Source organism: Nocardia sp. Tas62D01, from assembly GCF_055232035.1.
This window is the reverse complement of sequence record NZ_JBUYUZ010000001.1, coordinates 151,534-177,889: the sequence shown is the minus strand read 5'-3', so window position 1 is coordinate 177,889 and position 26,356 is coordinate 151,534. Positions and strand designations below refer to the sequence as shown.

The 26,356-nt window shown below is 67.3% G+C and carries 30 protein-coding genes and 1 pseudogene; 19 read left to right on the top strand and 12 right to left on the bottom strand.

What is annotated here, in order from left to right; all coding sequences use genetic code 11:
• The first annotated feature begins 185 nt into the window (after positions 1 to 185).
• Positions 186 to 824 carry an antibiotic biosynthesis monooxygenase gene (locus ACV7NQ_RS00960; RefSeq protein ID WP_463357841.1) on the top strand — a complete coding sequence of 213 codons (639 nt, stop codon included), beginning with the start codon at positions 186 to 188 and terminating at the stop codon, positions 822 to 824.
• Positions 825 to 1,040: 216 nt separating this feature from the next.
• On the opposite strand, the gene ACV7NQ_RS00955 is transcribed toward ACV7NQ_RS00960, so the two are convergent.
• Positions 1,041 to 1,310 carry a hypothetical protein gene (locus tag ACV7NQ_RS00955; protein WP_463357840.1) on the bottom strand — a complete coding sequence of 90 codons (270 nt, stop codon included), beginning with the start codon at positions 1,308 to 1,310 and terminating at the stop codon, positions 1,041 to 1,043.
• A 355-nt stretch (positions 1,311 to 1,665) separates the two neighbouring features.
• The gene (locus ACV7NQ_RS00950; protein WP_463357839.1) at positions 1,666 to 2,364 is read right to left on the bottom strand and encodes a hypothetical protein; all 699 of its coding nucleotides are present in this window, start codon (positions 2,362 to 2,364) and stop codon (positions 1,666 to 1,668) included.
• 580 nt (positions 2,365 to 2,944) lie between these two features.
• On the opposite strand from ACV7NQ_RS00950, the gene ACV7NQ_RS00945 reads away from it, so the two are divergent.
• The gene (locus ACV7NQ_RS00945) at positions 2,945 to 3,331 is read left to right on the top strand and encodes a hypothetical protein (protein WP_463357838.1); all 387 of its coding nucleotides are present in this window, start codon (positions 2,945 to 2,947) and stop codon (positions 3,329 to 3,331) included.
• Here the strand turns inward: ACV7NQ_RS00945 and ACV7NQ_RS00940 are convergent.
• Positions 3,323 to 3,955 (bottom strand): TetR/AcrR family transcriptional regulator, encoded by a 633-nt coding sequence (locus tag ACV7NQ_RS00940; protein WP_463357837.1) that lies wholly within the window; start codon positions 3,953 to 3,955, stop codon positions 3,323 to 3,325. The genes ACV7NQ_RS00945 and ACV7NQ_RS00940 overlap by 9 nt on opposite strands.
• Before the next feature lie 87 nt (positions 3,956 to 4,042).
• Here ACV7NQ_RS00940 and ACV7NQ_RS00935 point away from each other — a divergent pair, with 87 nt between their 5' ends.
• The 5 genes from ACV7NQ_RS00935 to ACV7NQ_RS00915 all read left to right on the top strand — a co-directional run bounded on the left by ACV7NQ_RS00935 (position 4,043) and on the right by ACV7NQ_RS00915 (position 6,734).
• Positions 4,043 to 4,477, top strand: a complete 435-nt coding sequence (locus ACV7NQ_RS00935; protein WP_463357836.1) for a nuclear transport factor 2 family protein — start codon at positions 4,043 to 4,045, stop codon at positions 4,475 to 4,477.
• Positions 4,478 to 4,523: 46 nt separating this feature from the next.
• The gene (locus tag ACV7NQ_RS00930) at positions 4,524 to 5,279 is read left to right on the top strand and encodes an MBL fold metallo-hydrolase (protein WP_463357835.1); all 756 of its coding nucleotides are present in this window, start codon (positions 4,524 to 4,526) and stop codon (positions 5,277 to 5,279) included.
• 88 nt (positions 5,280 to 5,367) lie between these two features.
• Positions 5,368 to 5,640, top strand: a complete 273-nt coding sequence (locus ACV7NQ_RS00925; protein ID WP_463357834.1) for a nitroreductase/quinone reductase family protein — start codon at positions 5,368 to 5,370, stop codon at positions 5,638 to 5,640.
• An 11-nt stretch (positions 5,641 to 5,651) separates the two neighbouring features.
• Positions 5,652 to 5,798: a hypothetical protein gene (locus tag ACV7NQ_RS00920; RefSeq protein WP_463357833.1), complete on the top strand. Its 147-nt coding sequence runs from the start codon at positions 5,652 to 5,654 to the stop codon at positions 5,796 to 5,798.
• 99 nt (positions 5,799 to 5,897) lie between these two features.
• Entirely contained in the window at positions 5,898 to 6,734 is an 837-nt protein-coding gene (locus tag ACV7NQ_RS00915; RefSeq protein WP_463357832.1) for an SDR family oxidoreductase, read from the top strand.
• 238 nt (positions 6,735 to 6,972) lie between these two features.
• On the opposite strand, the gene ACV7NQ_RS00910 is transcribed toward ACV7NQ_RS00915, so the two are convergent.
• Together ACV7NQ_RS00910 and ACV7NQ_RS00905 are read right to left on the bottom strand one after the other, a co-directional pair.
• Entirely contained in the window at positions 6,973 to 7,260 is a 288-nt protein-coding gene (locus tag ACV7NQ_RS00910; protein WP_463357831.1) for a DUF4158 domain-containing protein, read from the bottom strand.
• A 62-nt stretch (positions 7,261 to 7,322) separates the two neighbouring features.
• Entirely contained in the window at positions 7,323 to 7,931 is a 609-nt protein-coding gene (locus ACV7NQ_RS00905; RefSeq protein WP_463357830.1) for a recombinase family protein, read from the bottom strand.
• 382 nt (positions 7,932 to 8,313) lie between these two features.
• Here ACV7NQ_RS00905 and ACV7NQ_RS00900 point away from each other — a divergent pair, with 382 nt between their 5' ends.
• Genes ACV7NQ_RS00900 through ACV7NQ_RS00890 form a run of 3 tightly spaced genes read left to right on the top strand, consistent with a single transcriptional unit; the run spans position 8,314 to position 10,932 of the window.
• Positions 8,314 to 8,790 (top strand): GbsR/MarR family transcriptional regulator, encoded by a 477-nt coding sequence (locus ACV7NQ_RS00900; protein ID WP_463357829.1) that lies wholly within the window; start codon positions 8,314 to 8,316, stop codon positions 8,788 to 8,790.
• Positions 8,787 to 9,980, top strand: a complete 1,194-nt coding sequence (locus tag ACV7NQ_RS00895; RefSeq protein WP_463357828.1) for an FAD-dependent monooxygenase — start codon at positions 8,787 to 8,789, stop codon at positions 9,978 to 9,980. Before ACV7NQ_RS00900 ends, ACV7NQ_RS00895 begins: the two co-directional genes overlap by 4 nt.
• Position 9,981: 1 nt before the next feature.
• Complete coding sequence (locus ACV7NQ_RS00890; RefSeq protein WP_463357827.1) at positions 9,982 to 10,932, top strand: alpha/beta hydrolase; 951 nt, start codon at positions 9,982 to 9,984, stop codon at positions 10,930 to 10,932.
• Between the two features lie 81 nt (positions 10,933 to 11,013).
• On the opposite strand, the gene ACV7NQ_RS00885 is transcribed toward ACV7NQ_RS00890, so the two are convergent.
• The 3 genes from ACV7NQ_RS00885 to ACV7NQ_RS00875 form a co-directional block, all read right to left on the bottom strand.
• Entirely contained in the window at positions 11,014 to 11,271 is a 258-nt protein-coding gene (locus tag ACV7NQ_RS00885; protein WP_463357826.1) for a Tn3 family transposase, read from the bottom strand.
• A 156-nt stretch (positions 11,272 to 11,427) separates the two neighbouring features.
• Entirely contained in the window at positions 11,428 to 11,661 is a 234-nt protein-coding gene (locus tag ACV7NQ_RS00880; protein WP_463357825.1) for a hypothetical protein, read from the bottom strand.
• Between the two features lie 406 nt (positions 11,662 to 12,067).
• On the bottom strand, positions 12,068 to 12,850 hold the full coding sequence (locus ACV7NQ_RS00875) for a TetR/AcrR family transcriptional regulator (protein WP_463357824.1): 783 nt from the start codon (positions 12,848 to 12,850) through the stop codon (positions 12,068 to 12,070).
• Positions 12,851 to 12,947: 97 nt separating this feature from the next.
• Here ACV7NQ_RS00875 and ACV7NQ_RS00870 point away from each other — a divergent pair, with 97 nt between their 5' ends.
• The 3 genes from ACV7NQ_RS00870 (at position 12,948) to ACV7NQ_RS00860 (ending at position 15,179) form a co-directional block, all read left to right on the top strand.
• Positions 12,948 to 13,892, top strand: a complete 945-nt coding sequence (locus ACV7NQ_RS00870; RefSeq protein ID WP_463365478.1) for an alpha/beta fold hydrolase — start codon at positions 12,948 to 12,950, stop codon at positions 13,890 to 13,892.
• Between the two features lie 117 nt (positions 13,893 to 14,009).
• On the top strand, positions 14,010 to 14,699 hold the full coding sequence (locus ACV7NQ_RS00865) for a helix-turn-helix domain-containing protein (RefSeq protein WP_463357823.1): 690 nt from the start codon (positions 14,010 to 14,012) through the stop codon (positions 14,697 to 14,699).
• Positions 14,700 to 15,179 carry a transposase gene (locus ACV7NQ_RS00860; RefSeq protein WP_463365477.1) on the top strand — a complete coding sequence of 160 codons (480 nt, stop codon included), beginning with the start codon at positions 14,700 to 14,702 and terminating at the stop codon, positions 15,177 to 15,179.
• Between the two features lie 86 nt (positions 15,180 to 15,265).
• Here the strand turns inward: ACV7NQ_RS00860 and ACV7NQ_RS00855 are convergent, their stop codons facing one another.
• Positions 15,266 to 15,730, bottom strand: coding sequence for a cupin domain-containing protein (locus ACV7NQ_RS00855; RefSeq protein WP_463357822.1), 465 nt, complete (start codon positions 15,728 to 15,730; stop codon positions 15,266 to 15,268).
• Here ACV7NQ_RS00855 and ACV7NQ_RS00850 point away from each other — a divergent pair.
• The 3 genes from ACV7NQ_RS00850 to ACV7NQ_RS00840 all read left to right on the top strand — a co-directional run bounded on the left by ACV7NQ_RS00850 (position 15,715) and on the right by ACV7NQ_RS00840 (position 19,393).
• Positions 15,715 to 16,161 carry a MarR family winged helix-turn-helix transcriptional regulator gene (locus tag ACV7NQ_RS00850; protein ID WP_463357821.1) on the top strand — a complete coding sequence of 149 codons (447 nt, stop codon included), beginning with the start codon at positions 15,715 to 15,717 and terminating at the stop codon, positions 16,159 to 16,161. The two genes, ACV7NQ_RS00855 and ACV7NQ_RS00850, sit on opposite strands and share 16 nt — an antisense overlap.
• Positions 16,162 to 16,540: 379 nt before the next feature.
• Entirely contained in the window at positions 16,541 to 17,788 is a 1,248-nt protein-coding gene (locus ACV7NQ_RS00845; RefSeq protein WP_463357820.1) for an IS110 family RNA-guided transposase, read from the top strand.
• A gap of 357 nt (positions 17,789 to 18,145) precedes the next feature.
• The gene (locus ACV7NQ_RS00840; RefSeq protein WP_463357820.1) at positions 18,146 to 19,393 is read left to right on the top strand and encodes an IS110 family RNA-guided transposase; all 1,248 of its coding nucleotides are present in this window, start codon (positions 18,146 to 18,148) and stop codon (positions 19,391 to 19,393) included.
• Between the two features lie 228 nt (positions 19,394 to 19,621).
• Here the strand turns inward: ACV7NQ_RS00840 and ACV7NQ_RS00835 are convergent, their stop codons facing one another.
• Positions 19,622 to 20,614, bottom strand: coding sequence for a helix-turn-helix transcriptional regulator (locus ACV7NQ_RS00835; RefSeq protein ID WP_463357819.1), 993 nt, complete (start codon positions 20,612 to 20,614; stop codon positions 19,622 to 19,624).
• A 94-nt stretch (positions 20,615 to 20,708) separates the two neighbouring features.
• On the opposite strand from ACV7NQ_RS00835, the gene ACV7NQ_RS00830 reads away from it, so the two are divergent.
• From ACV7NQ_RS00830 to ACV7NQ_RS00820, 3 genes and pseudogenes are all read left to right on the top strand, one after another.
• Complete coding sequence (locus ACV7NQ_RS00830) at positions 20,709 to 21,080, top strand: NAD(P)-binding protein (RefSeq protein WP_463357818.1); 372 nt, start codon at positions 20,709 to 20,711, stop codon at positions 21,078 to 21,080.
• A 263-nt stretch (positions 21,081 to 21,343) separates the two neighbouring features.
• The gene (locus ACV7NQ_RS00825) at positions 21,344 to 21,949 is read left to right on the top strand and encodes an FAD-dependent oxidoreductase (protein WP_463357817.1); all 606 of its coding nucleotides are present in this window, start codon (positions 21,344 to 21,346) and stop codon (positions 21,947 to 21,949) included.
• Between the two features lie 36 nt (positions 21,950 to 21,985).
• Positions 21,986 to 22,375 (top strand): annotated as a pseudogene (locus ACV7NQ_RS00820) (transposase); the annotation flags it as partial.
• A gap of 16 nt (positions 22,376 to 22,391) precedes the next feature.
• Here ACV7NQ_RS00820 and ACV7NQ_RS00815 read toward each other — a convergent pair.
• Positions 22,392 to 22,580 carry a hypothetical protein gene (locus ACV7NQ_RS00815; protein ID WP_463357816.1) on the bottom strand — a complete coding sequence of 63 codons (189 nt, stop codon included), beginning with the start codon at positions 22,578 to 22,580 and terminating at the stop codon, positions 22,392 to 22,394.
• Positions 22,581 to 22,587: 7 nt separating this feature from the next.
• Positions 22,588 to 25,452 (bottom strand): DUF6924 domain-containing protein, encoded by a 2,865-nt coding sequence (locus ACV7NQ_RS00810; protein ID WP_463357815.1) that lies wholly within the window; start codon positions 25,450 to 25,452, stop codon positions 22,588 to 22,590.
• Positions 25,453 to 26,356 lie beyond the last annotated feature (904 nt).

Sequence of the window (26,356 nt, the reverse complement as noted above, 5' to 3'; positions counted from 1 at the left end):
GCACGGAAGATTCTCGGACTGCTATTTGACACCGTGGTGCAGTCGAGCCCGGGCCCCGTGGCTTGAGGGCTCGGGCTCGACAGTATCGTGTAGCACGCTGCTGGATCAGCTGTCGGGCGTGAGCTGAGACGGATCGCCGCGAATCCCCTTGACCTCGAGCGCGATCGAGGTTTGAGGATGGTGGTATGGCTGACAATTCACTGACCGTGATCGATATGACGCGGTTGCCGCGCGACCGAGTCGACGAATTCATAGAGCATTGGCGTGCGTGCGCCGGAATCTTCAGCAGAGCGGCGGGATTTCGCGATGCTCGGCTGCATCGCGCACTCGCATCCGATGCGCCGCATCCGCTGGTGATGGTCGCGAACTGGGACAGGGCCGCGGACCGCGATGCGGCACTGGCGAATCCGGCCTTTCAGACTTCGGCCGGGTCTGCGGACGGCTACGGCGGGGTTGCGGGCGGCGAATACGAGTTCGCGGCCGGCTATCGTTCGGACGTGATGTCGGTCGGGCCGGGGATCACCTTCGTCAACGCTTTCGAGCTACCTGCCGACCGGGTGGACGAGTTCCTCCCGCACTGGTGCGATCTTGCCGAAATGATCAGTGCTACACCAGGATTCCGCGACAACCGGTTGCACCGGGCGATCGGCCCGACAGCCCGGTTCCAGGCGGTCAATGTCGCGCACTGGGACAGCGTGGACGCCTGGCGTTTCGGAGGCGACGATCCTGTCTTCCAGCAGCGGCTCGCTGCCATGCCGAACTACGTCACGATGGTTCCCCACCTATGCGAGGTAGTCGCCGAGTTCACGGCGACAACGGCCTGAGGGCTATCTGGGTGAGGGCTCGGCTCGCGCACGCCCGCCCTGCACAGGGTTCCGGCCGCCCCCCGTTACCGGGATAGAAGATGTGGGGTAGGTCGCCGAATTTTCGGGCCGGTCACGGTTGCTGGGTCGGAATGGTGAAGGTTACTGCCGTACCGGGAACGACGCGCCGCAGGCAGGCCAGCGCGTCGGCGCCGACCGGAACCGGTCGCACGCGGATCACGATCCCCGCATCGTGCGCACTGCGGGGACTCGGCCATCTGACAGCGTGATCCCGGTGTCGAATCCGCTGGGCCGGTCGAGATACAGCCAGCAACGCTCCTGCGGCAGACTTCCGCCGCTGACTTGCGCGAAGTGGGACATGACCTCGGCGGTATCGGTTTGCCGGTCGGGTGGACCGAGCAAAGCGACGACCTCCTGTTCGGTCATACCGACCGACACTATCGGCGGCTGGTCCTCGGCCCGTTTGCGACCGAAACGAAATCTCATGGGTCCTCCCTGATTCCATGGCTGACAACGAATCCGTCGTGTCGACAGGGAACCCTCGTCCCGGCACCAACCAATCCGTTGTCACCGTATCAAGGCACCGCAACCTATCCAGCCGATTATCGAGCGGTGCGGTCGGGCGAGTGCGTCTCGGCCCGGACTGCATTCCGATGAGAACGCACTCCGCGTACGAGTTGTCGTGGTCGTCTTCGACGGTCGGGAAACCTCTGCCACAGGCAACTTTCACGAGTCAGCGGAGCTAATGCTGGTTTTGCCCGACGGCGGTCGGCGCGCACCAGATGATCAACGATCATGAACTGAGACGAGTTGTAGTGCCAGGTATGGGGTTGATGGGTCGTCAAATGCCGCCACCTCCACCTCCACCGCAGCCGCCACCTCCACCGCAGCCGCCACTGCAACCACCGCCGCTACCGCCGTCGAAACCGCTACCGAGGATGCCCGCGCTCCAGCCATCGCCTCCTCCACCTCCTCCGCTTCCTCCACCTCCACCTCCTCGGCTGTAGCTCCGCTTGTTGCTGGAGCCTCGCCGGGCAGGGCGGTGCAGGCCGAGGTCCTTCATGATCTCTGTACGCGAAGCGCCGAGAAATTCGGCGATCCATTCGACGTCGCGATGGCGTACATACAGCAGCCGTACCACTGCGGACATCGCCAGGCGCGTGGCTTCCGGGTCTCTCGACTGCCGTTGTATGGACATCGCACGATCGTCGTGGTAGAACGACCGCAACTTTCTGCGCGCTTCGGTTGCGGCTGCGCTGATGTATTCGAGCCGTTCCGTAGACGCTTCGTATTCGAGTCGAAGACGGATGTGTTCGTTCCATGCCCGCCGCCGTCGGCGCCCCAGCCCCCGCAGACGCGGCAACGCAGGCCTGGGATGCAGTTCTTCCCACTCCTGGGCCGCACGTGCCCGGGTGGCCTCCACCGCCGCATCAAGGCGCTCACTCGGACTCAGTTGCAGGTCACGGGCAGCCGTATATCTTCGGCGCAGTTCGTTGTCGGTATGGCGCGAAGGCAGCGCATCGTCGAGATCGTCGGCCACAAGCCAATTGTGGCCCCTCGCCGTCCGAACCGCCGGCGCCGCGCGCCTCGGAAGGCAGCGGCCTGGCTGCCGTACGGACGCTCGGCAATGCTCGCTCATAGCCGCATCCCGCGCGTGTCAATGTAAGGACTCAGGACATCCTTGACCGTTTGTTCTCAAGAGACACTTGACGTTTCGGCGTCGCTCGTGATCTTGTTCTGCCCGGTGCTGTCGGTGAAGAACGGGCGGATGCATGGATCAGCAGGCGGCGGCGGTTCAAGGCCGAGGGCATGGCCGGGCTGGCCGGTCCGCCAACAGCCCCCCGCACATACGCCCCGCGTCCGCAACCGCGGCTCCGCACGATAGAACCGGCCCGCAACCCGCCCAAACAGATCATCCGGCCCCAGCCACGCACGCAGCCAGATCCTCATCGATCGAAACAACGAAAGAGGCTACCGCACAGCATAACTCAGTGCGGCTGGAGTACTAATCGCTTTCGCGACGATCCATCAACCGTACCTCCGGCGCGACCTTGGCGATGTAGTCGAACAACTCGGGCCACCGGGGCCGGCGGTGCTGGTCGGGCGGGGAACTTGCCGCCTTGGGCCTTGTGGGGAATCGAAGCATCGCACGCTTTGTCGGCTGGATCGCGAAATGGAATCTGCGCATACAAATTCCGGACGAGAAACTGCGGGCGGCGCTGACGCCGGACTATCCGATCGGGTGCAAGTGTGTGCTATTCGGCAACAACTTCTATGCCGCGCTCACCGAAACCAATGTGCACGTGGTGACCGAGGCCATCACCGAGATCACCCCCCGAGGAATCCGGACTGCTGACGGTGTTGAGCACGACGTCGACGCGATTATCTACGGGACAGGTTTCCTGGCGCAGGAACTGTTGGCGCCGATGAAGATCCGAGATCACAACGGTCGCGACCTGCACGATGTGTTGGCCGCAGGCGCGCGGGCCTACCTAAGGTCATCCTGAACCAGGTGGTTGCGCCTGGGTCTCGGCGGTGCCGGTCCGGAGCGTGAGTGCTCGGTTGAGGGCGGCTTGGGTGTCGTTGGCCAGGGTGTGGGGGTTGTTGCCGAGGCGTTTGGCGGTCTGGTAGCAGGCGAGGGCGATTTGAGCGGCGAACCGGGCGGTGGCTTCGTCGGATCCGCGGTGGATGAGGAGTTCGCTCAGCTTGTCGGCGATCTGCTGCATCTTCACCGCGTCGCGCGCACGCAGCTCCGGGTGCTGCTCGATGAGCTGGAAGTGGCGGGTGTAGGCGTCGGGGTCGGCGGTCGCCTGGGTGCACAGGGCGAGCAGGACGGGGCGGAGTTGTTCGAGGGCCTCGGCCGCGTCGCGCGGGGCGGGGGCGACGTCGGCGTCGGCGGGGCCGGCTGTGGTGATCGTGTCGAGCAGTTCCTGCTCCTTGGCGAAGACGACTTCCTGCTTGTCGCCGAAGTGGCGGAAGAAGGTGGTGCGGCCGACTTCGGCGCGCTCGGCGATGTCGCCGACCGAAACCCCGTCGAAGCCCCGCTCGAGGAACAGCTCTCGGGCGGCCTCGATGATGCGCTGGCGGGCCTGGCGTTGCTTGCGCTCCACGAGCGGGAGGGACGGGGTCATGAGGGTAAGCATACCAACATCGGTTTACCGTTCCAAGGGGTACGTGGTATGCTACGGTACTGAGTACCAAAACGAACGGAGGACGCAATGGCGCACGAGCTGCACGCGGAAGACCGCCTGGCGATCGGCGAGGTCTTGTCTTTGCACGGGCACCTATTCGACGGAGGCCACCTGAGCCGGCTCGGGGAGATCTTCACCCCCGACGCCATCTACGACATGAGCGCCTTGGGAGCAGGAATCTTTGAAGGGATCGAGGCGATCAGGAGCGCGGCTCTGCGCCTTGGCCCGGGTAACCCCGTCGCTCATCACGTGACGAACGTCGTCATCAGCGGCGAGAGCGACGGCACGGTGACCGCGCTGTCCAAGGGCATCGTGCTCAGGGCGGACGGGACGCTCGCCAGCGTGAATCACCACGACTCCCTGCGGCGTCACGACGGGGGCTGGCGTATCAGCCGCCGGGTCATCTCCCCGCAGCACACGCCTTTGGGCGGAGCCCACCTCGCCGACGCGGGCGACCGGTGAGCTCGCCCTTCTCAACGGCCACTATCTGCGAAGTGAGGGAAAAGTCATGACCGAATCGCTCGTCATCACCCGGGTCACCCACAGCTGCCACCTGATCCAGATCGGCGGCCAGACCGTGCTCACCGACCCCTGGTTCTCCCAGCGCGCCATGTACCACCCGGGCGAGCTGATCGCCTTCCAACCGGAACAGCTGCCGCACCTCGACGCCGTCGTGATCAGCCACGAGCACTACGACCACTGCGACCTGGACGCCTTCCGCCGCTACCGCGACAAGGACGTACCCCTGCTGGTCGCCGGGCCGGTCGTCGACAAGGCCCGCAAGGCCGGCTTCACCAACGTCCGCGCGCTCGAACCGTGGCAGTCCGCCCAGGTCGGCGACCTGACCATCGCCGCCGCCCCCGGCAAGCACGGCGTCTACGAGGTCACCTACGTCATCAGCGGCGGCGACCGCAGCGTCTACTTCGCCGGGGACACGCTGCTCATCCCAGAACTGCACACCCTGACCGACCGCTACGGCCCGCTGGACGTGGTACTGCTCCCTGTCAACGGCTTGCACATCCGGATGGCGCGCAACAAACAGGTCGTCATGAACGCCGAAGAGGCCGCCGAACTCACCGCCACCCTGCGCCCGAAGCTCGCGATCCCGCAGCACTACGCCTTTACCGGCGGCACGGTAGGCGACATGCTCTTCCTAAAGAGCGACAAGGACCCCGGCCTGTTCGTCGAGGCGGTCAATCGTCTCGTCCCCGACGTCCCGGTCAAGGTCATCGACCCCGGACAACCACTGACCGTCAACCCCTGACCCCGAGCAGCCGCGTGGAGCCCCGACGGGGCGTCTGTCCCGCCGGCGTCGCGATGCGTGCGTGCTGCGCTGATCGAAAGGATGTGCCATGTCAGACATGAAGTCCGTGCCTCGATGGCTCCGGGTCGGCAACTACGCGGTGCGCGCCATGTCGCGCATCGGGCTCAGGATGGGGCCTGTGTGCGTGCTCACAGTGCCGGGACGGCGCACCGGCAAGCCGCGCTCCACTCCGATCTCGCCGCTGACGGTCGGCGGCGGCCGGTACGTGGTGGCCGCGCTGCCGGATTCCGACTGGGCCCGCAACATCCGGGGCGCCGACGCGAGCCCGTCACGCTTATCGAGGTCACCGACAGCACGCTGAAAGAGCAGGTCATGCGCGCGTATCCGCGCGAAGTCCCGAGAGGCGCCCCGATGTTCGTCCGGGCCGGCATCGCCGGCAGCCTCGACCCCGACGCCTTCGCCACAGCCGCCGGGCACGTCGCGGTATTCGAGATCCGCCCAGTCCCGCCAGCGCAGTGACAGTGCGGAACCGCCGCAACGCCGTACAGAACCGGGCGGGCTGTCAGCCAATGCGGTCGGATCTCAAACGATGAGACCTGAAACTCAGGAGGATGTGTCATGACCGTTCTGGTGACCGGTGCCCGGGGGGACGTCGGCGCGGCCGTGCTGGCGGGGCTGGTGGCGGCCGGGGAACCGGTGCGCGCGTCGAGCCGCGCCCCACGGCCCGGCGAGTTCCCCGCCGGTATCGAGGTGGCGCGCGTTGACCTGACCGACCCGGCGTCCTGGCCTGCTGCCCTGGCCGGCGTGCGCAAGGTGTTCCTCTATGTGCATCCCGAAGGCGTGGCGCAGTTCGCGGCGGCGGCGCGCAAGACGGGCGTGGAACACGTGGTGCTGCTGTCCTCCAGCACGGTGCTGTACCCGGACTCCGAAGCCGACCCGATCGCACTGCGGCACATCACAGCGGAGCGCGCGTTGGACAAGGCCGGGCTGGACCGGACCTTCGTACGGCCGGACTACTACGCCACGAACACGCTGCGCTGGCAGCTGATCCGCACTGGGCGCGTGCTGCGCACCGCGTTCCCCGAAGCGATCACCTCCCCAGTACACGAACGCGACATCGCCCAGGTGGCGGTGCGGGCACTGCTGGACGACACGCACCGCGGCGCCGCCTACCCCGTACTGGGAGCGGGCCCGGCGACCGCGCGCGAGCAGGTCGCCGCGATCGCCGAGGCACTCGGCGAACCGGTACGGCTGGAGGAGACGGACGTTGACACATACCGCACCCATTTGCTCACGCAGATGTCCGGGCCGAGCGTCGAACGCCTCCTCCAGGCCCGCGGGAACATGCCCCAACTGCCGGCAGAGCTGGCCACCGACGCGGTACCCGAGATCCTGGGCCGCCCCGCGATAACGTTCGCCGCGTGGGCCCGCGACCACGCAGCCGACTTCCGCTAACCGCCATGAACCGCGTGAATCATTCGCCGACTCCCGGGACGGACGCGCCACAGTCACCACCCGGAAGTAGAGCACTGGAGAGCCGGATGCCTGGAAATCGGGCCCGTCCGGTTCGGGAAGGGACCGCCGGAAAAGGACCCGAACCACGGGCACCTCGCCGGCGGTCTACTTCACCTATCGTGGGCCATCAGTGCTCTGTCCAGGCGTGCGCAGGAACGACAGCGGCCGGCAAGCCCGATCAGCGGGCAGATGGATTTTGCTGGTCGGTCCGCCTCGGGAGCATCCGAGTTCGGCCGCATTGCGATCGGCGCGGGTGATCTCGCCCTTGTGGACCGCGAGTGCGCTGCGGGGACATCATGTCGGCCAGGTTGTCCAGGGCGGCGAGCACCGGTTTGCCGTCGCCGGTGATCCACGCCTGATCCGCGATCCATGCCGTCAGCTCCGACTCAACGTCGGAGAACGGCTTCAACCCGTGTGCCTGCTGGATCTCGCCCTGGTGCTCGAACCGCGTCGGACGACGCTCCATGTAGGGGTGCCGTTAACGGTCGTGTCACCTGGTACATGAAGCCCTGTTCGGCCAGGTAGCCGTCACTCCTGTTCGGTCGCCGGCGTGAGGTAGCGGTGCAGTGATGTCTTCGGAATGCCGGTCTTGCTCGTGATTTCGCCGAGGCTGTTTCCCTGTTCACGGAGCAGTCGGGCGTAGTCGATCTTGTCGTTGGGCCAGGCGGTGGGTCGGCCGATGTGGCGTCCTTTGGCTTCGGCGACGGCGCGGGCGTGGGCGGCGCGTTCGGCGGTGAAGGTGCGTTCCATCTCCGCGAACAGCGCGAGCAGCAGGAACGCGATGCGGGCCATGCCTTCGTCGGCGGTGTTGATCGGGATGGGGTCGGCCAGTGTGCGCACGCCGATTCCCTTCTCGCTGAGGTCGTGGACGAGGTTCAGCACTTCGCGCAGGTTTCGGCCGAGCCGGTCGAGGGTGTAGGCCACGATGGTGTCGCCGGGGCGCGCGTATTCGAGCATTTTGGCCAGTCCGGGCCGGTCGACGGTCGCTCCGGTCTTCTTGTCGATGTAGATCCGTTCGTCGGGCAGTCCGGTGTTGGCGAGGGCGTCGAGCTGGCGTTCGAGGCTCTGCTTGGTGGTCGAGACTCGGGCGTAGCCGAGTTCGAGTCCGCCGGCCGGGTGTGCTGGTGTGCTCGCCATTCCCGAAATGTACCGGAATTCGTCAGCGTACGGGCTTTCCGGAACATTTCTGGTGGAACGACTTCCGGAACGAATGCCGTCGCAGTTCGCCCTGGTCGCCGATCACCAGCGGCGACTTGATCGGCCTGGCGTCGGTCGTTCCGCTTCCAAGGAAGTGGAACGGTGGCTGAGCTGACCGAAAGTCCTGGGCGAGATTGCGGCGCAAGCTGTTCCGCGCACCGTCGACGCGCGATCACCGCAGCCGGGTGTGGTAGACGATTGTTCGAGTTGACCGGCTATTCCTCGATCGAGAAGACCTGACGCTTTCGAACAGACAGCCTGTACTATCCTAGTAGTTTCAGTACAAACTGAAACTACTAGACACATTAGAGGGTTGGTGGCGATGAGCGAACCGGGTGCCGAACATGAACGGCTACTGGAGTGGGTCGAGCAGGTGGCGATGTTCTGCACGGCGGAGTACGGGGTGCCGCCGATCGCGGGCCGGATCCTGGGCTGGTTGATGATCTGCGATCCGGCGGAGCAGTCCGCCGAGCAGATCGCGGCGGCGATCGGTGCGAGCCGGGCGTCGCTGGCGACCAACATGCGAGTGCTGACCGATGCGGGTTTCATACGGCGCCGCACGAAGCCGGGTGAGCGCACGAACTATTACCGGATGGACGACGACGCGTGGGAAACCGTGGTGCGCCGCCGCGTGGCCTCCCTGGCCGCGTTCCGTGATGTCATCGCCACGGGAATCGACCTGTCGGGAACAGGATCGGCCCGGGCCCGGCGGCTAAGGGCCGCGCACGACGTTTACGACTGGATGGCCAAGCGACTCACCGACGAACCTCTGCCCTTCGGAAAGGACAGCACACGATGACCGAATCTGTAGAGCGTGCCCGGACCGCGATAGTAGTCGGTGGCGGGATCGGCGGGCTCGCCGCGGCGATCGGGCTGCGGCGAGCCGGATGGTCGATCACGGTACTGGAGCGACGTGCCGATATCGGCGAGGTCGGGGCGGGCTGGTCGTTCGCGCCCAATGCCGTCCGCGCTATGGATGCGCTGGGGGTGGGCGAGGACTTCCGTGCCGTGTCGGTTCCGACGCAGGCCGGTGCGACGCTGCGCACCCCGGACGGCCGCTATCTCATGCGATTCCGTCCAGGCCGTGATACGGCACTGCTGGCCAACCATCGCGCCGATCTGCACGGTGTGCTGCATGCGAATCTTCCGGCCGAATGCGTAGTCCCTGCTGCGGAAGTCATCGGCGTCGAGCAATCCGACATCGAGGCCACTGTCACCTACCGCACTGCGAAAGGATCGCGGCGAGCCACCGCCGATGTGGTCGTGGGAGCCGACGGTATCCGCAGCACGATCCGGCGGTCCGTGTTCCCGAATGCGCCCGAACCGGTGTTTCAGCGGATTCTGTGCTGGCGCGGGGTCACCACGCCCGGCGCGGTGTGGCCGGTCGACGGATTCCAGACCTGGGGCCGCGGCGCACGATTCGGGGCACACCCGCTGGCCGGACAACGCGTGTTCTGGTTCCTCGCCATCCGCTGCGACCAGCCCGGCACTCGACACGACGACGATCTCGCCGAGATCGGCCGCCGCGTCGGCGACTGGCACGACCCGATCCCCGCCATGCTGGCCGCGACACCGCCGGAATCGCTGCTGCGCCACGATATTTACGACCTCGAGCCGCTCGAGTCGTACACCGATCGCCGGGTCGTGCTCCTCGGCGACGCCGCGCACGCGATGACTCCGTTCCTGGCTCAAGGTGCTTGTCAGGCGTTCGAAGACGCGTGCGTGCTCGCCGCGCAACTGTCACGCGACACCGAAATCCCCACTGCCCTGGCGGGCTACGACCGGCTGCGCCGGCCCCGCAGCCAACGGGTGGAGCGCATGGCCCGCCAGGACCCGCGAATCAGCCTGTCCACCAACCCGTTCACCTACAGCCTCATGACCGGGCTGACCCGCCTCGCCGGCAGCGGTATCGGCGCCCGCAAGTCCGCCCACCTGTGGGACTGGACCACCCGCCATCAGCGCACACCCCACCACGGTGAAGGCGAATGACATGACTGTCGAGCACGTGATGTTCCGCAGTGACCAGGTCCGATGCGCCGGCGACCTCTATCTGCCGGACGAGGCCGACGATCCATCCCCCTTTCCCGCGGTCGTTATGGGTCACAGTGTGCACATGGTCAAGGAGGCACTGGCGCCGCATGCGGACTATCTGGTCCGGGCCGGATATGCCGTGCTGGCCATCGACTACCGCACCATCGGATCCAGCGAAGGCACACCCCGGGGGCAGGTCTTTCCCGACCGTTACGTCGACGACATCCGCAACGCTGTGTCCTATCTGGAAACACGTCGTGAAATCGACCCGCGGCGGATCGCTGTGTGGGGCCACAGTCTCGGCGCGACCGTGGCCATCCAGGCAGCTGCGATCGACCGCAGGATTGCCTGCCTCGCCTGCCAGAACCCGAGCATGTTCAACGGCTGGCGAGCCTTGGAGAAGGCCCGCGGCCGCGCCGGTGTGCAAGCCCTGCTCGACACGATCGACCGCGACCAGCAACAACGGTTCGCAACCGGCACCGGAATGCGCATCCCGCTGCTCGGTGCCGGCGATCCCCACATCGTCGACTACCTGACCCTGGCCAAAGAAGCATTTCCCAGTTTCGACGACGAGGTGCAGGTGGAATCCCTGACCCACATCCTCGCCTGGATGCCGGAGGTATTCCTGACCCGAGTGGCGCCACGGCCGCTGCTGATGGTCACCGGAAGTGCAGACCTCACCCACGATATCGACGAAGTCCTCACCGCCTTCGCCGCTGCCCACGAACCCAAACAGCTTGAGACACTGCCCTACGACGAGCGCGGCCTCACCATCGAACCCGGCCTCGGCCAAGCCATGGCCATAGCCGTCGACTGGTTCGATCACCACCTGCGCACAGCAGCCACCATCACCACCTCCCCACCCGCCAGTCAAGTCCGATCCCAAGGCCTACGCACAGAATTCCGTTGACACGAACACAACAGCAGCACAACAGAACCCGAAAGCAAGCTGCGCCTGCTCCGATGAGTCACTCACCCTCGGCGGCCTGGTCTACACCCCTTCGCCGAGGGTGAGGCGGCTGCTCATGTTGAGCTTGACCTCTCCGTAGGGCAGGACGTGTTCCCAGAACAGCGGGGTCACCCCGCGCTTGTCGGCGGCGGTGACGAGGATGTCGCCGGTGTCGGGGTCGTCGATGAAATCTTGGATCATCAGGGTGTTGACGTAGACCAGGGACGCTTGCACGATTCTGAGGCATTGCACGCTCAGTTCCTGAGACGGGGCCACCCTGGTCCGGCCCGACGGATACATCGCCTGGCTCGACCCGACGGCTCAATCCTCAGCTCCAGGTCTAGGCCCAGGTCCTGTGAGGTGGCTGCGGATCCTATCCGGATCAGGGCCTCACCCAGTGGCGGCGTTGCACCTGGTGGGCCTTCGGCGCGGATGATGCGGGCAGGCAGAGGGATGTCAGGGGGCTACGCCGTAGGTGACGAATCTGTGGAGTGCGTCGTGCTCGGGTGATCCGAGTTCGACGGACATCGCGACTGTGGTTGAGAGCGGACGAAGCCGGAATGACTCCGCACAGCACGGGTAGACACGCAGAACCCACAGATGGCTCTTATCGATCTCACGGGCGATGACAGTGCATTCCTCGCTGTCGGCCCCGGCCAGGGCACCGAACTCGATATCGGGATCGTTCATGCTGCCCAACCGACCAGCGGATCACACCCCGGACGGGAGACCAAATAGAGAGTGACCCAAGCCGACTCGGCTCGAGGGGGCACACATGATGGCCGCGACAGCAGTGGGCAGGTCGCCGTGCGGCAGCGGGGTCGGCACCGTCTCGGTGTCGTCGGCCACGCTCGCCCAGGCCGCGCGGCTGCTAAGTGGTCGACGCTCGAAGTCCCTCGGGGGTTGACTCCCGCTGTTGTTGTGTGTGAAGTCCGGTCAGATCTCGGGGACGGCCAGGTAGAGGCCGCAGGCGCAGTCTGGGTATCTTCCGGGGTGCCGCCGAAACTTCCTGTCGCCACTCTCACAGATGGTCATTTGTGAGGGGGCGGAGCGTCGCGGGAGGTGAGAGTTCGGGCATGACTCTCCCGATGAGGCATCAGGAGGTTGCGGTCGACACCGGACTGGCCGCGGGTAGCTCTGCCTCCGCGCGACCGCGCACGGAGGTCGCTCCGGTGTTGTCGGGCTGAAGGAGCCCGGTGAGCACGCGGGTGAGGATGCGGTCGAAGAGCGATTCCGACGAATCCTCGGCCTCGGGCGGCTGCCCGGTCAGGGCGGTGGCGAGGTGCGGGTGGTGGCCCGCCATGGCGACCTGGGTGAGATATTCCGCCTGGGCCTGCTGCCACTGCGGGGTGGTCTGCCCGGCGAGACGCTGGGTCACCTCGGCGCGGGTCAAAGTGGAGACGACGGCATTGAGGATCGCGATGGCCTCCAGCTTGGTCCGGGGACTGACGTCGAGGTCGGCCGACGTGGCCAAGGCGTGCTCCAGGTAGGTGACCGCGTGCGGCCCCACCGGGGTCCTCGTCGCGGTCGCGTCGAGCAGCCATGGGTGCGCGAGGTAGACGCTCCTGCTCTGCCAGGCCAGGGCGAGCAGGTCGTCGAGCCACTGTCCGGAGCCGAGCTCGGCGTAGGAGATCTCGCCGTTGACCTGGTCGATCATCAGTTCCAGCAGTTCGTCGCGGGTGGCCACATAGCGGTAGAGGGATGCCGGTCCGGCCCCGAGGGCGACCGCCACGGCCCGCATGGTGACGGCGGGCAGGCCGTCCGCGTCGGCCAGGGCGATCCCGGCGGCGGCGATGCGGTCGCGGTCGAACGTGGGCGTCGGGCCGCGTCCGGCGCGTTCGGGGCGGAGCCAGATGCTGTGGGCGGACGGCTCGGTCATGGCCCCTCCTGTTCTGCGAACGGCGTATGCAGTACCTTAGGCCATATGAACTGCGAACATGGATCGCAGTAGATGAAAGAGAGCCGACGTGCCCCAGATGCAGCCGCAGCAGGAGTGGACGCCGACCCAGTACGCGCGCAACGGCGACGTGCAGGTGGCCTTCGACCAACTGAAGGGCTCCGAGGGCGAACCGCTCCTGCTCATCATGGGCTTGGCCACCACCCGGTTCTGGTGGCCAGCCGGGCTGGGCCAGGCCTTCGCCGACGCCGGGTTCGCCGTGGCCCGCTACGACCAGCGTGACGCCGGCCAGTCGACCCGGATGCCGGACACCGCCACCACCAACCCCTTCAAGGCCCTGTTCGCCAAGCGCGGGGACGCCTACACCTCCGAGGACATGACCGACGACGCCATCGCTGTGATGGACGAACTCGGCTGGGAGCGAGCCCATGTCTTCGGCCATTCCCTGGGCGGCGCGATCGCCCAGCGGATCGCGCTGCGACACCCCGACCGAGTGCTCAGCGTCACCTCCTCGGCGGCCCTGCCCAGCGACGTCTCCGGCCTGGGGGTCCTGCGCTATCTGCGGTTCGGCCTGCTCGCCAAGCTCGCCCGGACCAAGTTCCCCGAGGGCCGCGAGGGCGACATCGAGGCCGCCCTCACCGTCTGGCGCGGTATCGCCTCTCCCGGCTACCCCTTCGACGAGGCCGCGGCCCGCGCCTGGGTCGAGGCCGACGTGGACAGCGGCCCGCGCGACAACAAGGCGCAGAGCCGCCAGATCGGCGCCCAATGGCGCGGATCCAGGCTCAAGGACCTGCGCCGACCCACCCTGGTCCTGCACGGCGAGCAGGACCCGATCCTGCGTGTCAGCGCGGGCCGCGCCACCGCCCGGGCCATCGACGGCGCCCGCCTGGTGACCTACCCGGGCGTCGGCCACGACCTCCCCGCCGCCCTGTGGACCGACATCGCCCGCCAGGTCAGCGACATGGCGGTCCGTCAGTTGCGGTCAGGCAATGCGGGCGTGTTCGGACAGCCGCTGGGCGAGTGACAGCCGGGTGCACTCCGGCGTCGTGGGCACGGTGGCCATCTTGCCGGATCGTTGAGGCGCCGGACGCGGCAGCTTGCCACCCGTCGTGATCCACTTCCCCCGATCGGCCCGTCTGTCATGCCCGTTGCCCCGGCCTGCCCGATAGTCGCGACCGCCGCCGAGCGCAAGCAGTTGAAGAAGATGGCCTACGGCCATAAGACCCCGTACCGGTTACGGCGGCGGGCGGAGATCGTCCTGCACGCAGCACGGGGGCGCTCCAACGCGCGCATCGCCCGCGAGACGGGCCTGCACCTGGACACGGTCCGCGCCTGGCCTGACCGGTTCGCCCACGGCGGGCTGCCGGCCCTGACCGACCGCAAGCGCATCGGGCGTCCCGCCGGCTTCACCCCCGTGCAGGTCGCCGAGGCCAAGGCGCTGGCCTGCCAGTTGCCGGCCGAGACCGGTACGCCCCTGTCGCGCTGGTCGTGCCCGGAACTGGCCGCCGAGCTGACCGCGCGCGGGATCACCGACACCGTCTCCGCGTCCACGGTGCGCCGCTGGTTACGTCAGGACGCGATCAAGCCCTGGCAGTACCGGTCCTGGATCTTCATCCGAGACCCGAACTTCCGCGTCAAGGCCCAGCGGGTCCTGGACCTTTACGCCCGCACCTTCGAGGGCGTCCCGCTTCGGGGGGACGAGTATGTCCTGTCCAGCGACGAGAAGACCTCGATCCAGGCCCGCTGCCGCTGCCATCCGACCCTCGCCCCGGGCCAGGCCCGGGCGATGCGCGTCAACCACGAGTACGGCCGCGGTGGAGCCCTGGCCTAGCTGGCCGCCTACGACGTCCACCGCGCCCAGGTATTCGGACGCTGCGAGCCGACCACCGGCATCGTGCCCTTCATGACCCTGGTCGCCCAAGTCATGACCACCGAGCCCTACGCCAGCGCCAAACGCGTCTTCTGGATCGTCGACAACGGCTCCTCCCACCGCGGCAAGAGAGCCATCGACCGCCTGGCCAGCGCATTCCCGAACGCGGTCATGGTCCACACCCCCGTTCACGCCTCCTGGACGAACCAGATCGAGATCTTCTTCTCCATCGTCCAGCGCAAGGTCGTGTCGCCCAACGACTTCACCGACCTCAGCGAGGTCCGGGATCGGCTCCGAGCCTTCGAAGACCGCTACAACGCCACAGCACAGCCGTTCCAGTGGAAGTTCACCACCTCCGACCTGGACGATCTACTGACCCGGTTCGACCGACACACATCCGCCGACCGACAAGAAGAATCCTCCGCCGCCCTGACAACCTGATCAACCCCCGAAGGACGTCGAAACTCGACCACTAAGGCGCGCGACAGACCTGCCGAGCATCAGTTGCGTGGCAGGCGACTTCGGCGTCAACCGACCCACGGCGGAGTCACCGGAGTGCCATCAGCCATTTCGGCCGAGAAACCGACGCGGGTACTGACCCACATGACAGCCGGGACGGTCGCAGCGTTATCGACACCGATGCTCGCCCCTGCCGGAACGACAGCCACGTCGCCGACCTGCAGCGAGTGGACCTCGCCATCGATCGCCAACTCGACAGCACCTTCGACGATGACGAACACCTCCTCGGCATGAATACGGTGGCCGGCACCCGTCGATTCAGCCTGGAGCTCGACGCGCCACAGGCACAGTTCGGCACTACCGGTGCCAGGGCGGGCGTACGAGGTGAAGCGGGCATTGTGCAGATCGTGAGCGACGGCGTCGGCAGCGCGGATGACAGGCATGATTTCTTCCTTCACATAGACAGGTAGCTTGTCTATATAGTCAAGTAACTTGCCCTTCATGTCAAGATGTATCCATGCCCAACCATCCACCCGATCTCACCTACTGGCTGTTGGTAGCCGCTGCCGAAGTAACCGACGGCATTCATGCGGGAGTTGTCGCGGCCGGCTTCGCCGATCTGCGCCCAACCCACGGATTCGCCTTCGCACGGATGGCACCATCCGGAGCGACGGTCGGCGAGATCGCCGATCACCTGGGAGTGACCAAGCAGGCCGCCAGCCAGCTGGTCGAGGAAATGGTCCGCAAAGGCTATGCGGCTCGCGGCTCGCATCCGACCGATGCCCGCGCCCGACTGATCACGCTGACCGAGCGCGGCTGGGCCTGTACCAGGGCCGCCGATGCGGCAGCAGCGGCGCTCGTCGGGCGCTGGGCGGGCACACTCGGCGACGCGGCGGTGACCGAGCTGCGCAACACCCTTGCCAGGGTGGTCACTCCCGGGCGCGTACGCCCGGCAACATGGTGACTGATGCGAGAAGGCAGTTACGTCGACATCGCTGACACGGCCTCCTGGCAATCGAGCGACGGGCGGGACACTCGTACGACAGCTCACGCCCCGCCGACAGCCTGTGACGAAATCTACCGACGCCCGGCGACGAATTGCCCGGTCAGCATCCCGGGCCGCTTCGCTGGCCCGCCGTGGAGGCGGGAAAATGGGTGCGCGTTCGTCCCGGAACCCCGTAATTTTCCTTGATGCCTCGAGTTCGTCGGTCAGCATGGCGGTTCGGGAGCCACCGACAGGAGTTGTCGATTGTTGCCATGAGCACGCGGATCAGAGTCTTCAGATCCCTGTGGCTCCTCCGGGCGGACGCCCCTGGCAGGACACGGTTTCCGGAGGAATGTTCGTGGAGTTGTTGCATGAGCGGTGCGCCGCGTTGGACATCGGCAAGAAGGATCTCAAGGCGTGCGTGCGGACACCGAGCGTGAGCAAACGTAAGCGCTCGCGCAACCAGGAGATCCGCATGTTCGCCACGACCACCAACGCCCTGCTGGAGTTGCGGGACTGGCTGGTCGAGCAGGAGGTGACCCTGGTGGTGATGGAAGCGACCGGGGATTACTGGCGGGCGGCGTTCTACTTGCTGGAGGACTGTTTGAACGTGATCCTGGTCAACGCCTCCCACGCCAAGGGTCTGCCCGGCCGCAAAACCGACGTCTCCGATGCGGCGTGGCTGTGTCAGATGGGTGAGTGTGGCCTGTTGCGGGCCTCGTTCGTGCCACCCGAACCGATCCGGCACCTGAGGGATCTGACCCGCTACCGGACCACGCTGACGGCCGAACGCACCCGGGAGGCGCAGCGGCTGGAGAAGGAGTTGGAGGACGCCGGGATCAAACTGTCCAGCGTGGCCACCGACATCCTGGGCCGCTCCGGCCGCCAGATGCTGGCCGCGTTGATCGCCGGCGAGCAGGACGCACAGGTGCTGGCCGACATGGCCAAAGCGCGGATGCGCCCGAAGATCCCACAACTGGTCGAGGCGTTGACCGGCAACTTCGGTGAACACCACGCCTTCCTGTGCCGGCTGCATCTGGAACGAATCGATCAGTTGTCTGCGACGATCGAGGAACTCTCGACACGGATCGAGGAGCAGATGCGCCCTTTCTCCCGCACGATTGACCAGTTGGTGACCATCCCCGGAGTCGGTCGGAGGGTGGCCGAGGTCATCATCGCCGAGACCGGCGCCGACATGAGCCGATTCCCCACCGCCGGACACCTCGCCTCATGGGCTGGGGTATGCCCCGGACACCACGAATCCGCCGGCAAACGCCGATCGGGCAAAACCCGCCACGGCGACCGGTGGCTGACCGGTGCGTTGGGCACCGCGGCACTGGCCGCCGCCCGCACCCGCGACGGCACCTATCTCGGCGCGAAATACCGTCGGCTCGCGCCACGAATAGGCAAGCAGAAAGCCCTTGTCGCCCTGCAACACTCGACCCTGGCAGCGGTCTGGCACATGCTCACCGACGACGTCGACTACCAGGATCTCGGCGGCGACTACTTCGCGCGCCTGGATCCCGAACGCGCCATGCGACGCATCGTGCGCCAAGCCAACGCCCTGGGATTCACCGTCCGTTTCGACCCCATCCAAGCCGCCTAATCAATAAGACCTGCAACCACACCAAACGTGACGACCCATCCCGGCTCGCTACGCATCGCCGGGAACTGTCACGTGCCCGCTCACCCGCCCACAGCCACTCACCATGGGTTTATTTTCGGATCAGCATCCCGGGCCGCTTCGCTGGCCCGCCGTGGAGGCGGGAAAATGGGTGCGCGTTCGTCCCGGAACCCCGTAATTTTCCTTGATGCCTCGAGTTCGTCGGTCAGCATGGCGGTTCGGGAGCCACCGACAGGAGTTGTCGATTGTTGCCATGAGCACGCGGATCAGAGTCTTCAGATCCCTGTGGCTCCTCCGGGCGGACGCCCCTGGCAGGACACGGTTTCCGGAGGAATGTTCGTGGAGTTGTTGCATGAGCGGTGCGCCGCGTTGGACATCGGCAAGAAGGATCTCAAGGCGTGCGTGCGGACACCGAGCGTGAGCAAACGTAAGCGCTCGCGCAACCAGGAGATCCGCATGTTCGCCACGACCACCAACGCCCTGCTGGAGTTGCGGGACTGGCTGGTCGAGCAGGAGGTGACCCTGGTGGTGATGGAAGCGACCGGGGATTACTGGCGGGCGGCGTTCTACTTGCTGGAGGACTGTTTGAACGTGATCCTGGTCAACGCCTCCCACGCCAAGGGTCTGCCCGGCCGCAAAACCGACGTCTCCGATGCGGCGTGGCTGTGTCAGATGGGTGAGTGTGGCCTGTTGCGGGCCTCGTTCGTGCCACCCGAACCGATCCGGCACCTGAGGGATCTGACCCGCTACCGGACCACGCTGACGGCCGAACGCACCCGGGAGGCGCAGCGGCTGGAGAAGGAGTTGGAGGACGCCGGGATCAAACTGTCCAGCGTGGCCACCGACATCCTGGGCCGCTCCGGCCGCCAGATGCTGGCCGCGTTGATCGCCGGCGAGCAGGACGCACAGGTGCTGGCCGACATGGCCAAAGCGCGGATGCGCCCGAAGATCCCACAACTGGTCGAGGCGTTGACCGGCAACTTCGGTGAACACCACGCCTTCCTGTGCCGGCTGCATCTGGAACGAATCGATCAGTTGTCTGCGACGATCGAGGAACTCTCGACACGGATCGAGGAGCAGATGCGCCCTTTCTCCCGCACGATTGACCAGTTGGTGACCATCCCCGGAGTCGGTCGGAGGGTGGCCGAGGTCATCATCGCCGAGACCGGCGCCGACATGAGCCGATTCCCCACCGCCGGACACCTCGCCTCATGGGCTGGGGTATGCCCCGGACACCACGAATCCGCCGGCAAACGCCGATCGGGCAAAACCCGCCACGGCGACCGGTGGCTGACCGGTGCGTTGGGCACCGCGGCACTGGCCGCCGCCCGCACCCGCGACGGCACCTATCTCGGCGCGAAATACCGTCGGCTCGCGCCACGAATAGGCAAGCAGAAAGCCCTTGTCGCCCTGCAACACTCGACCCTGGCAGCGGTCTGGCACATGCTCACCGACGACGTCGACTACCAGGATCTCGGCGGCGACTACTTCGCGCGCCTGGATCCCGAACGCGCCATGCGACGCATCGTGCGCCAAGCCAACGCCCTGGGATTCACCGTCCGTTTCGACCCCATCCAAGCCGCCTAATCAATAAGACCTGCAACCACACCAAACGTGACGACCCATCCCGGCTCGCTACGCATCGCCGGGAACTGTCACGTGCCCGCTCACCCGCCCACAGCCACTCACCATGGGTTTATTTTCGGATCAGTGAAATGCCGACTCTCAGCCAGCTCGTGCCGGAAGCGGTGACGAACAGCCCGCCGCCCGGGATTCTCACAAACGAGTCATTTATGAGAAAAAGTCGAGTTTCTCTCAGGTGTCGGTAATAGTGGCCCATCGGTGTGTGAGTCGGCGGCATGCGTGGACGAGTTGGGGTGGATGAAGGTCGGTGAGTTCGGTGTCGAAGGTGGCGAGGATGCCGGCGACGCCAGCCCAGGACCAGGCGCCGAGAGTGAGCCGGCAGTGCTCGGTGTCGAGGTGTTCCACGACGGAGCCGCCTGGCGCCCAGCGGGCCACGATGTGAGCGGGCAGGTTGAGCCGGGCGCTGCCGGTGCATTGCCAGGCGGCCGGGGTGTCGCCGCGGTCGTGGGTGCTCATCACGAAGTGGGCGAGGTCGTCGTCGGGAAGCGCGCGGGCGGAGAAGTGCTGCGTAGTGGGGCGGGGGTGCAGTCGATCGACGCGGTGCACTCGCCATTGGTGGTCAGTGAGGTCGTAGGCGACCAGGTACCACCGGGCGGCCCAGACGACCAGGTGATGCGGCTCGATGCGGTGTGCGGGCGAGAAGTCGGGATCCCCGGGTTCGGGGCGGGTGCCGTCGGGACGCAGTGTCTCGCTGACGAGTAGGTGGCGGTGGCGCACCGCGGTTCCGACGGCGGTGAGAGCGGCCGGGTCGATGGGAGGCGCGGGGAACTCCCAGTAGTTCTGCAGCCGGGTCAGGCGCAGGGATTCCATGGATGCCCGCAGCGCAGGGGGCATGGCATGGTGCAGAGTGGCCAGTGCCCGCGCCGCGTCGTCCCCGAGGCCGAACATCGTGCTGGGCGCGGTCTGCAGGGCCACCGCGACCGCGAGAGCCTGGTCGTGGTCGAACAGCAGCGGCGGCAGGGTGCGCCCGGCGCCGAGCCGATAGCCGCCGTCGGGGCCGTGGATGGTGGTGATCGGGTAGTCGAGCTGGCGCAGCGTTTCGATGTCGCGGCGGACGGTGCGTTCGCTGGCCCCGAGCCGGGTGGCCAGCTCGCCCAGCGGCCACTGACGTCCTGATCCGAGCAGAGACAGCAGTCGCAACGCCCGGTGTGAGGTGTTCGCCATCGTCCCATCATGACCGGTAGTGGCCACTCGGTGTCCACCACCGGTGCCAGGGTTGGCTCTGTTCAGCAAGCAGCGGCGGAAAGGACGGTCAGGTATGCGGGTAATCGTGGTCGGCGGCGGGATCGGCGGGCTCGCACTGGGGGCGGGGCTGCGTCGCCGGGGGTTCGAGGTAGCGGTATTCGACCGCGACACCGATGTAGGTGCGACGGGCGGCTACCACATCACGTTGGACGAGCGGGCGCAAGTCGGCGCTGAACGAGCTGGTGGAACCGAAGATCATGCAGCGGTTGCTGGCATCGGGTTCGGCGCTACGGCTGCGCGAGCGCGACGCGTTCTGGGACCGCCGCGGCCGGCTGCTCGGCCACGGGCCGGACCTCAGCGGCAGCGGCAGTGTCGACGTCGATCGGATCACCCTGCGGATGCTGCTGGCCGAAGCGGTCGGAGATGGCCTGCACCTGGGATGTAGCGTGTCCGGCGTTGGCCATGATGACCACGGCGCGCCCCAGGTGCTGTTCACCGACCGGGCGCCGGTCTCGGCGGATCTGGTGGTGGGCGCGGATGGCACCCACTCGGTGGTCGCCTGCCACCTTGCGGGAGGCCCGACCAACAGCCCGGCGGGCATCTTCGGGTTCTCCGGCCGCACTCTCCTGCGAGACCTCAGCCCCGGTGAGCAGCAACGGCTGAGGCCACGGTCGGGGCTGGCGATCGGCCCGCGCGGAGCAGCGCTGTATGTCGGCTTCCTTGACCCGGTCGGCAACGCCGCGTTCGACGCTCCCGAACTGCGGATGTCGGTCACCACCGGACCCACCTACATCTGGGGCGCCATTCCCCGAATCCGCCGGCACCGATTCACTGCGTGACCTGCGTGGCGGCGAGCTGCAGGCCGCGCTGCTGGGCCGGTTTCGCAAGCGGGGCTGGGCCGAGCACACGCTCGAGGTCATCGCCCAGGCCGACCCGCACAGCGTGGCCGGGTTCCGCTTCAACGCCGCCTCCACCCGCGCGGACGATCTCGCGCCCTGGCCTGCGGGCCGCATCACCGCGCTCGGCGACGCTGTCCACGCCACACCACCCACCGCCGGAATGGGAGCTGGCGCTGCCATCCGCGACGCCGCCAGCCTGCTCCAGCACGTGAGTGACGCCGCCGTCGACGGCACCACCACCCTTACCGACGCCGTGGACCATTTCGAGGCCGGCATGCGCCAGCGTGGCAGCGAAGTCCTCACCCTGGCCATGAAGACCGTCCGGTGGATCCTGGCCACCGACACCACACTCGGCGCCGCAGCCACCGCCGTGAGTACCCCGATTCTGGCCGCAGCCGCCCGGCTACGTCACTGACGAGCCGCGCGACGTCCGTGCCCTGCACTCAGAACAGGGGCCGGGCTGCTGCTGGCGGTGGTGGTCACCGCCGCCAGTATCCAGGACCGTGACGGCGCCCACCGGCTGCTGACCGCAATGCGTGCCCGATTCGCCACGATCACGCTCGTGTGGGCCGACGGCGGCTACGCCGGACGGCTCGTCGAATGGGCGAAATCCGTTCTCGCACTGACAGTTCAGATAGTCAAACGCTGCGACACCGCCACCGGGTTCAAGGTACTGCCCCGCCGCTGGGTGGTAGAGCGCACGTTCGGCTGGCTGGTCAAGCACCGACGCTGCGTCCGCGACTACGAAACCCGCACCGACCACCACGAAGCCATGGTCTACATCGCCGCCATCCATACCCTGACCCGCCGGCTCGCCCGCACCACCGACCCCAACACATGAGTTCTCAGATGCGCTCTTACAGCTCGGCGGCCCCGAGGGCGGAACCCTGCACCTGATGGTCGCGGACTGGCTCGGCGTCGAGTGTATGGGCGAGCTGTTCGCCACCCGCACCGGGCGCGTGCACACCGTCGAGGTCGCCGTCCCGCGCGCCGGCCGCCCCTGAGCGGACGCCGAGTCCCGTTCGGCCCGTGACGGTGTCACGCACCCGGCGCTCACGCCATACGCTCGTACACCCCGTCGCCGGCGAAGTCGTCGAAGTCCATATTGCCGAGGTCCAGATTCGTGCTGATCTCCACCGCGGCGTCGGGCAGCAGACGGAACTGCGTGACGAACTCCTCCTCGTCGTCCTCGAAGGGTTGACCGTCCCACTCGGTCGTCACGGCCAGCAGCGGATGACCCGGCTCGCGCATCGTGATGCCGTCGGCGATGAACACCGCCCCCGGCGTGCCAGGCTGGGGCAGCGCCGCGCACACCTCGCGCAGCACCTGCTCGGCCCGGGCACCGGCCAATCGGGGATCGGAGATCAGGTAGGGGTCCACCGGACAGTTGTCCACCCACGGCGAGCGCATCTCCTGAATCACCCGATCCCAGGCATCCTCGTCGGTGAAGTCGGTGCGGACCACCAGCGGGGTCATGCTCTCCCACCCCTCCACCACCAGGAGCGGCCCGGCCGGGGCCGCTGGCTCGGGCTCCGGCTCATGCGCCAGGACACCGCCGAGCAGCTCGCCGCCCAGTCCGGCGGCGCTGGGAACGACCCCGGCCGTGCGGAACAGCAGGGCGTAAGAGTGCAGCGGGTGCACGATTTCCTCCAGTGCGGCGGCGACCTCCGGCACCTTGGTTCCCTTGCGGCGGTGCGGGAACTCCCGCAGTTCGGTCACGAGCCGACGGTCCCGATGGACTCTGAACGCCGCGAAGCCGAACTCTCCGTCCGGTTGATGCACGGCCGCCACCGACTTCGCCAGCGCCGCCACCGGCAGGCCGGGATCGTCGGCGACCAGCAGAACGTCCGGCCCCACGGCGACGGCCGCCACCACGGTCCCGCCGTCCGGATGCGTTGCGTCCCTGTGGCGTTGGAACTCATGCCAGGTGCCCGCCACCGGCGTGACACCGGTCCGCCCGAGGACCTCCCGCGGGGTGCTGTCCCGCACCACCGCTACGCAGTGACCGCGCCCGGTCAGGGCAACGAACCAGGCGGCCAGGTCGTCGTTCTGCGCCAGCCCCGGCTCACGGACCGGGGCCGGTCGCTGCGAGCGATGAGACGAGGCCCACACGACGGCCCCCGCGTCGTCGCGCAGCTCGGCCGCGCCGCGCTCGACCACGAGCTCGGCGCCCGGCCCGGCGATCTGTTCCAGCACCGCGCCGTCCAGGTCCCGCAGGCGCAGGAACCCGTCGTCGTCGAGCACCAGGACGTTTTCCGTATCGGGGAACACATCCCAGTGCGAGGTGCGTCCCCGCACGATGATCCGCACCACGCGACCGTTGTGAAACAGCACGGTCGACCCGTCGACGCTGGTCAGCGACTGCCCGTACAGGCTCTCGCCGCGGCGCAACGCCGATCCCCGGGACACCGGGCGAGGTGCGTCCCCCGTAGGCACGCCGGGGATCCCCGAACTCCACACCACCTTGCCGTCCGCGCCGGTCAGGGCCAGCTCACCGCTGTCGCGCAGCTCCAGCCGCCGCACACCCAGCCACGCCGTGCCGGTGCCCCACACCCGGTTGCCGCGGTGGTCCCAGGCCACCAGGTCGCCGTCGGGGCCCAGGCACACCAGGCTCGAGGACGGCGAATCGCTGGTCCACACCCGGTCGCGGGTGAGGTTGTCCCGCACCGCCAACCACGGCTCGTACGGCGAGTGCAGCAGCGTGAATCGCCCCGACGACGAGGTCAGGGACTGCATCGACAGGGTGCCCCCCAACGGCAGCCACGACCCTCCCGGCTGCCATCCCGTCCACTCGGCCGGGCGGCTCCCACGGGCCTCGTATACATGATCCGGCGTCGACGCGGATGAGCCCGGCACGACCGGCCGGAACTCGCGGGCTCGCATAGGGGTATGTTTCTGCGGCACTCGCGGTGAGAGCGGTGCCGCCGCATCCCCGGGCAGCGGTTCCGCCGGTATCTCCGGCGCCGCCCGCACCACACCGATGCCCCGGTAAGGGGCCGGGGCGTGCCCGGCGCGCTGGCGGTAGCCGGCGAAACCGCCACCGCCGTCGGCCAGGAACCGTACGGTCTCGAGCTGCAGGTGCGGTGAGCCGTGGTTGCCGGTGATGTCCAGGCGATAGTGCTCATAGGATCCCGGCTCCGCGATCCAGTACGTCCTGGACCGGTGCCGCCCGGCGAACGACTGACCCGAGCGGATATCGAGGGTTCGCCACAGGCGCCCATCCGCCGAACCATGCAGCGTCCATGCCGCCGGATCGCGATCGGGTGCGTCGTTGGCGGAGGTGAGAACGTACCGATCCACCGCGATCGGCTCGGTCAGCTGGAACTCGAGGGTCGCCCGGTTCTGCCAGGCGAACCACTTGTCGGTCGACGCGCGCACCAGATTCCGGGCCACCTCGCCCGCGTCGCGATGCTCGGCACTGGCCCACACGCCGCGCACGAGGTCTCCGACGTCCTCGGCGCCGGAGGGGCGCGCCGAGCGCAGCACGATCGAGCAGACGTCGCCCGATCGGCCGGACCAGGCCGCCGATCGTATGTGGGCCTCGCCGCCGTCGTCGATCAGCATCCGCAACCGCCCCGCCGGGCTCCAGCCGTCGGCATCCGCTGTCTCGGTGTCGAACTCGTACCCGCGCATACCGGCCGCGTCCTGCGCGGGCCGGTCGTCGAGTTCGCCCCGCAGCTCCTGCACCTCGCCGCCGCTGGCGTGGCGATGCCCGTAACAGCTCGCCATATCCGGCGCGAAGCCGAGCGCGGACCGGGCGCCGTCCTGCGTGACCCAGGACAGCTGTGCGGGCACCACGCGATCGCCGTCGCTCACGTGCACCAGCAACCGCGCCGCGGGCACCCACTGCGCGGACTCCCACGCGCGACGCCACATGCGAAACGCGAACACGGACGCCTCATCCGACACCGGCCGCACGGATCCTCCTCATCACCCACGGGCACCGGAGACGAATTCCCCAGCGGCACACGGTCGTACGTGGCCATCGCAAGGACGGCTCGGACACCGGACGGGTAGCCGCCAAAGCGATTGCCGGGAGCTCGATCTCGGCGGAGGCTCGTGCGCGGGCCGATATCCGCGTGCGGACCGAGCATAGGCTCCGGTGCCGACACAATCGCGCCGAGCGAGTATCCGCGCCGGTCGGGGCGCTGCCGTCCTGCTGCTGTTGGTTCCTCGCGAGGACTACGGGGCGGCCGTCGAAAAACGTATGAGCGCGCTGCAACCGATGGAGGGGTTCGTCCGCGAATCGAACACTGGGAGTGCCTGGCCTGTACCCGAGTACCAGCTCGAAAGCCACATTGTGTGCGTCGGAATCGCGGCGGTCCATCTTCCACGCGACGGGCGACCTCCGAAGATGAAGTAGGACACGACGGGTGGAAACGAGACAGATCCCGCGACAGTTGAATACGCATTATCAACCTCGCCACAATCGTCACCCGCGAACTCCACATCCACCGCGAAACCACCGATCCTCACCAGGGGGAAACCATTACGCACCTCGAGTCGCTGTGGAAGCAGACACGAGATCGCCTACACGCCATAGTCTCCGACACTTGACCAACCCTGCAGTACCACGGAGGTAGCGGCGAACGGACCGCTCAATCGGGCACCGCTGACAGACCGCACGCCGGCAGGGCCGCCCCGTCTCACCCGCATGCGGAATTTCGTTGCGACGGTGTCGAATTCCTGCTCGGCGACCAACTATGGATCCAGAACCCGTTGGCAACGTCGCAGATCGAGGAGTGTCGGCCGCGCGCTAGGTGGCTGGTGTTTTTCGTCTGGCGTTGACCGGCTGGGTGGGGCTCGAGTTGAATGACTGGGT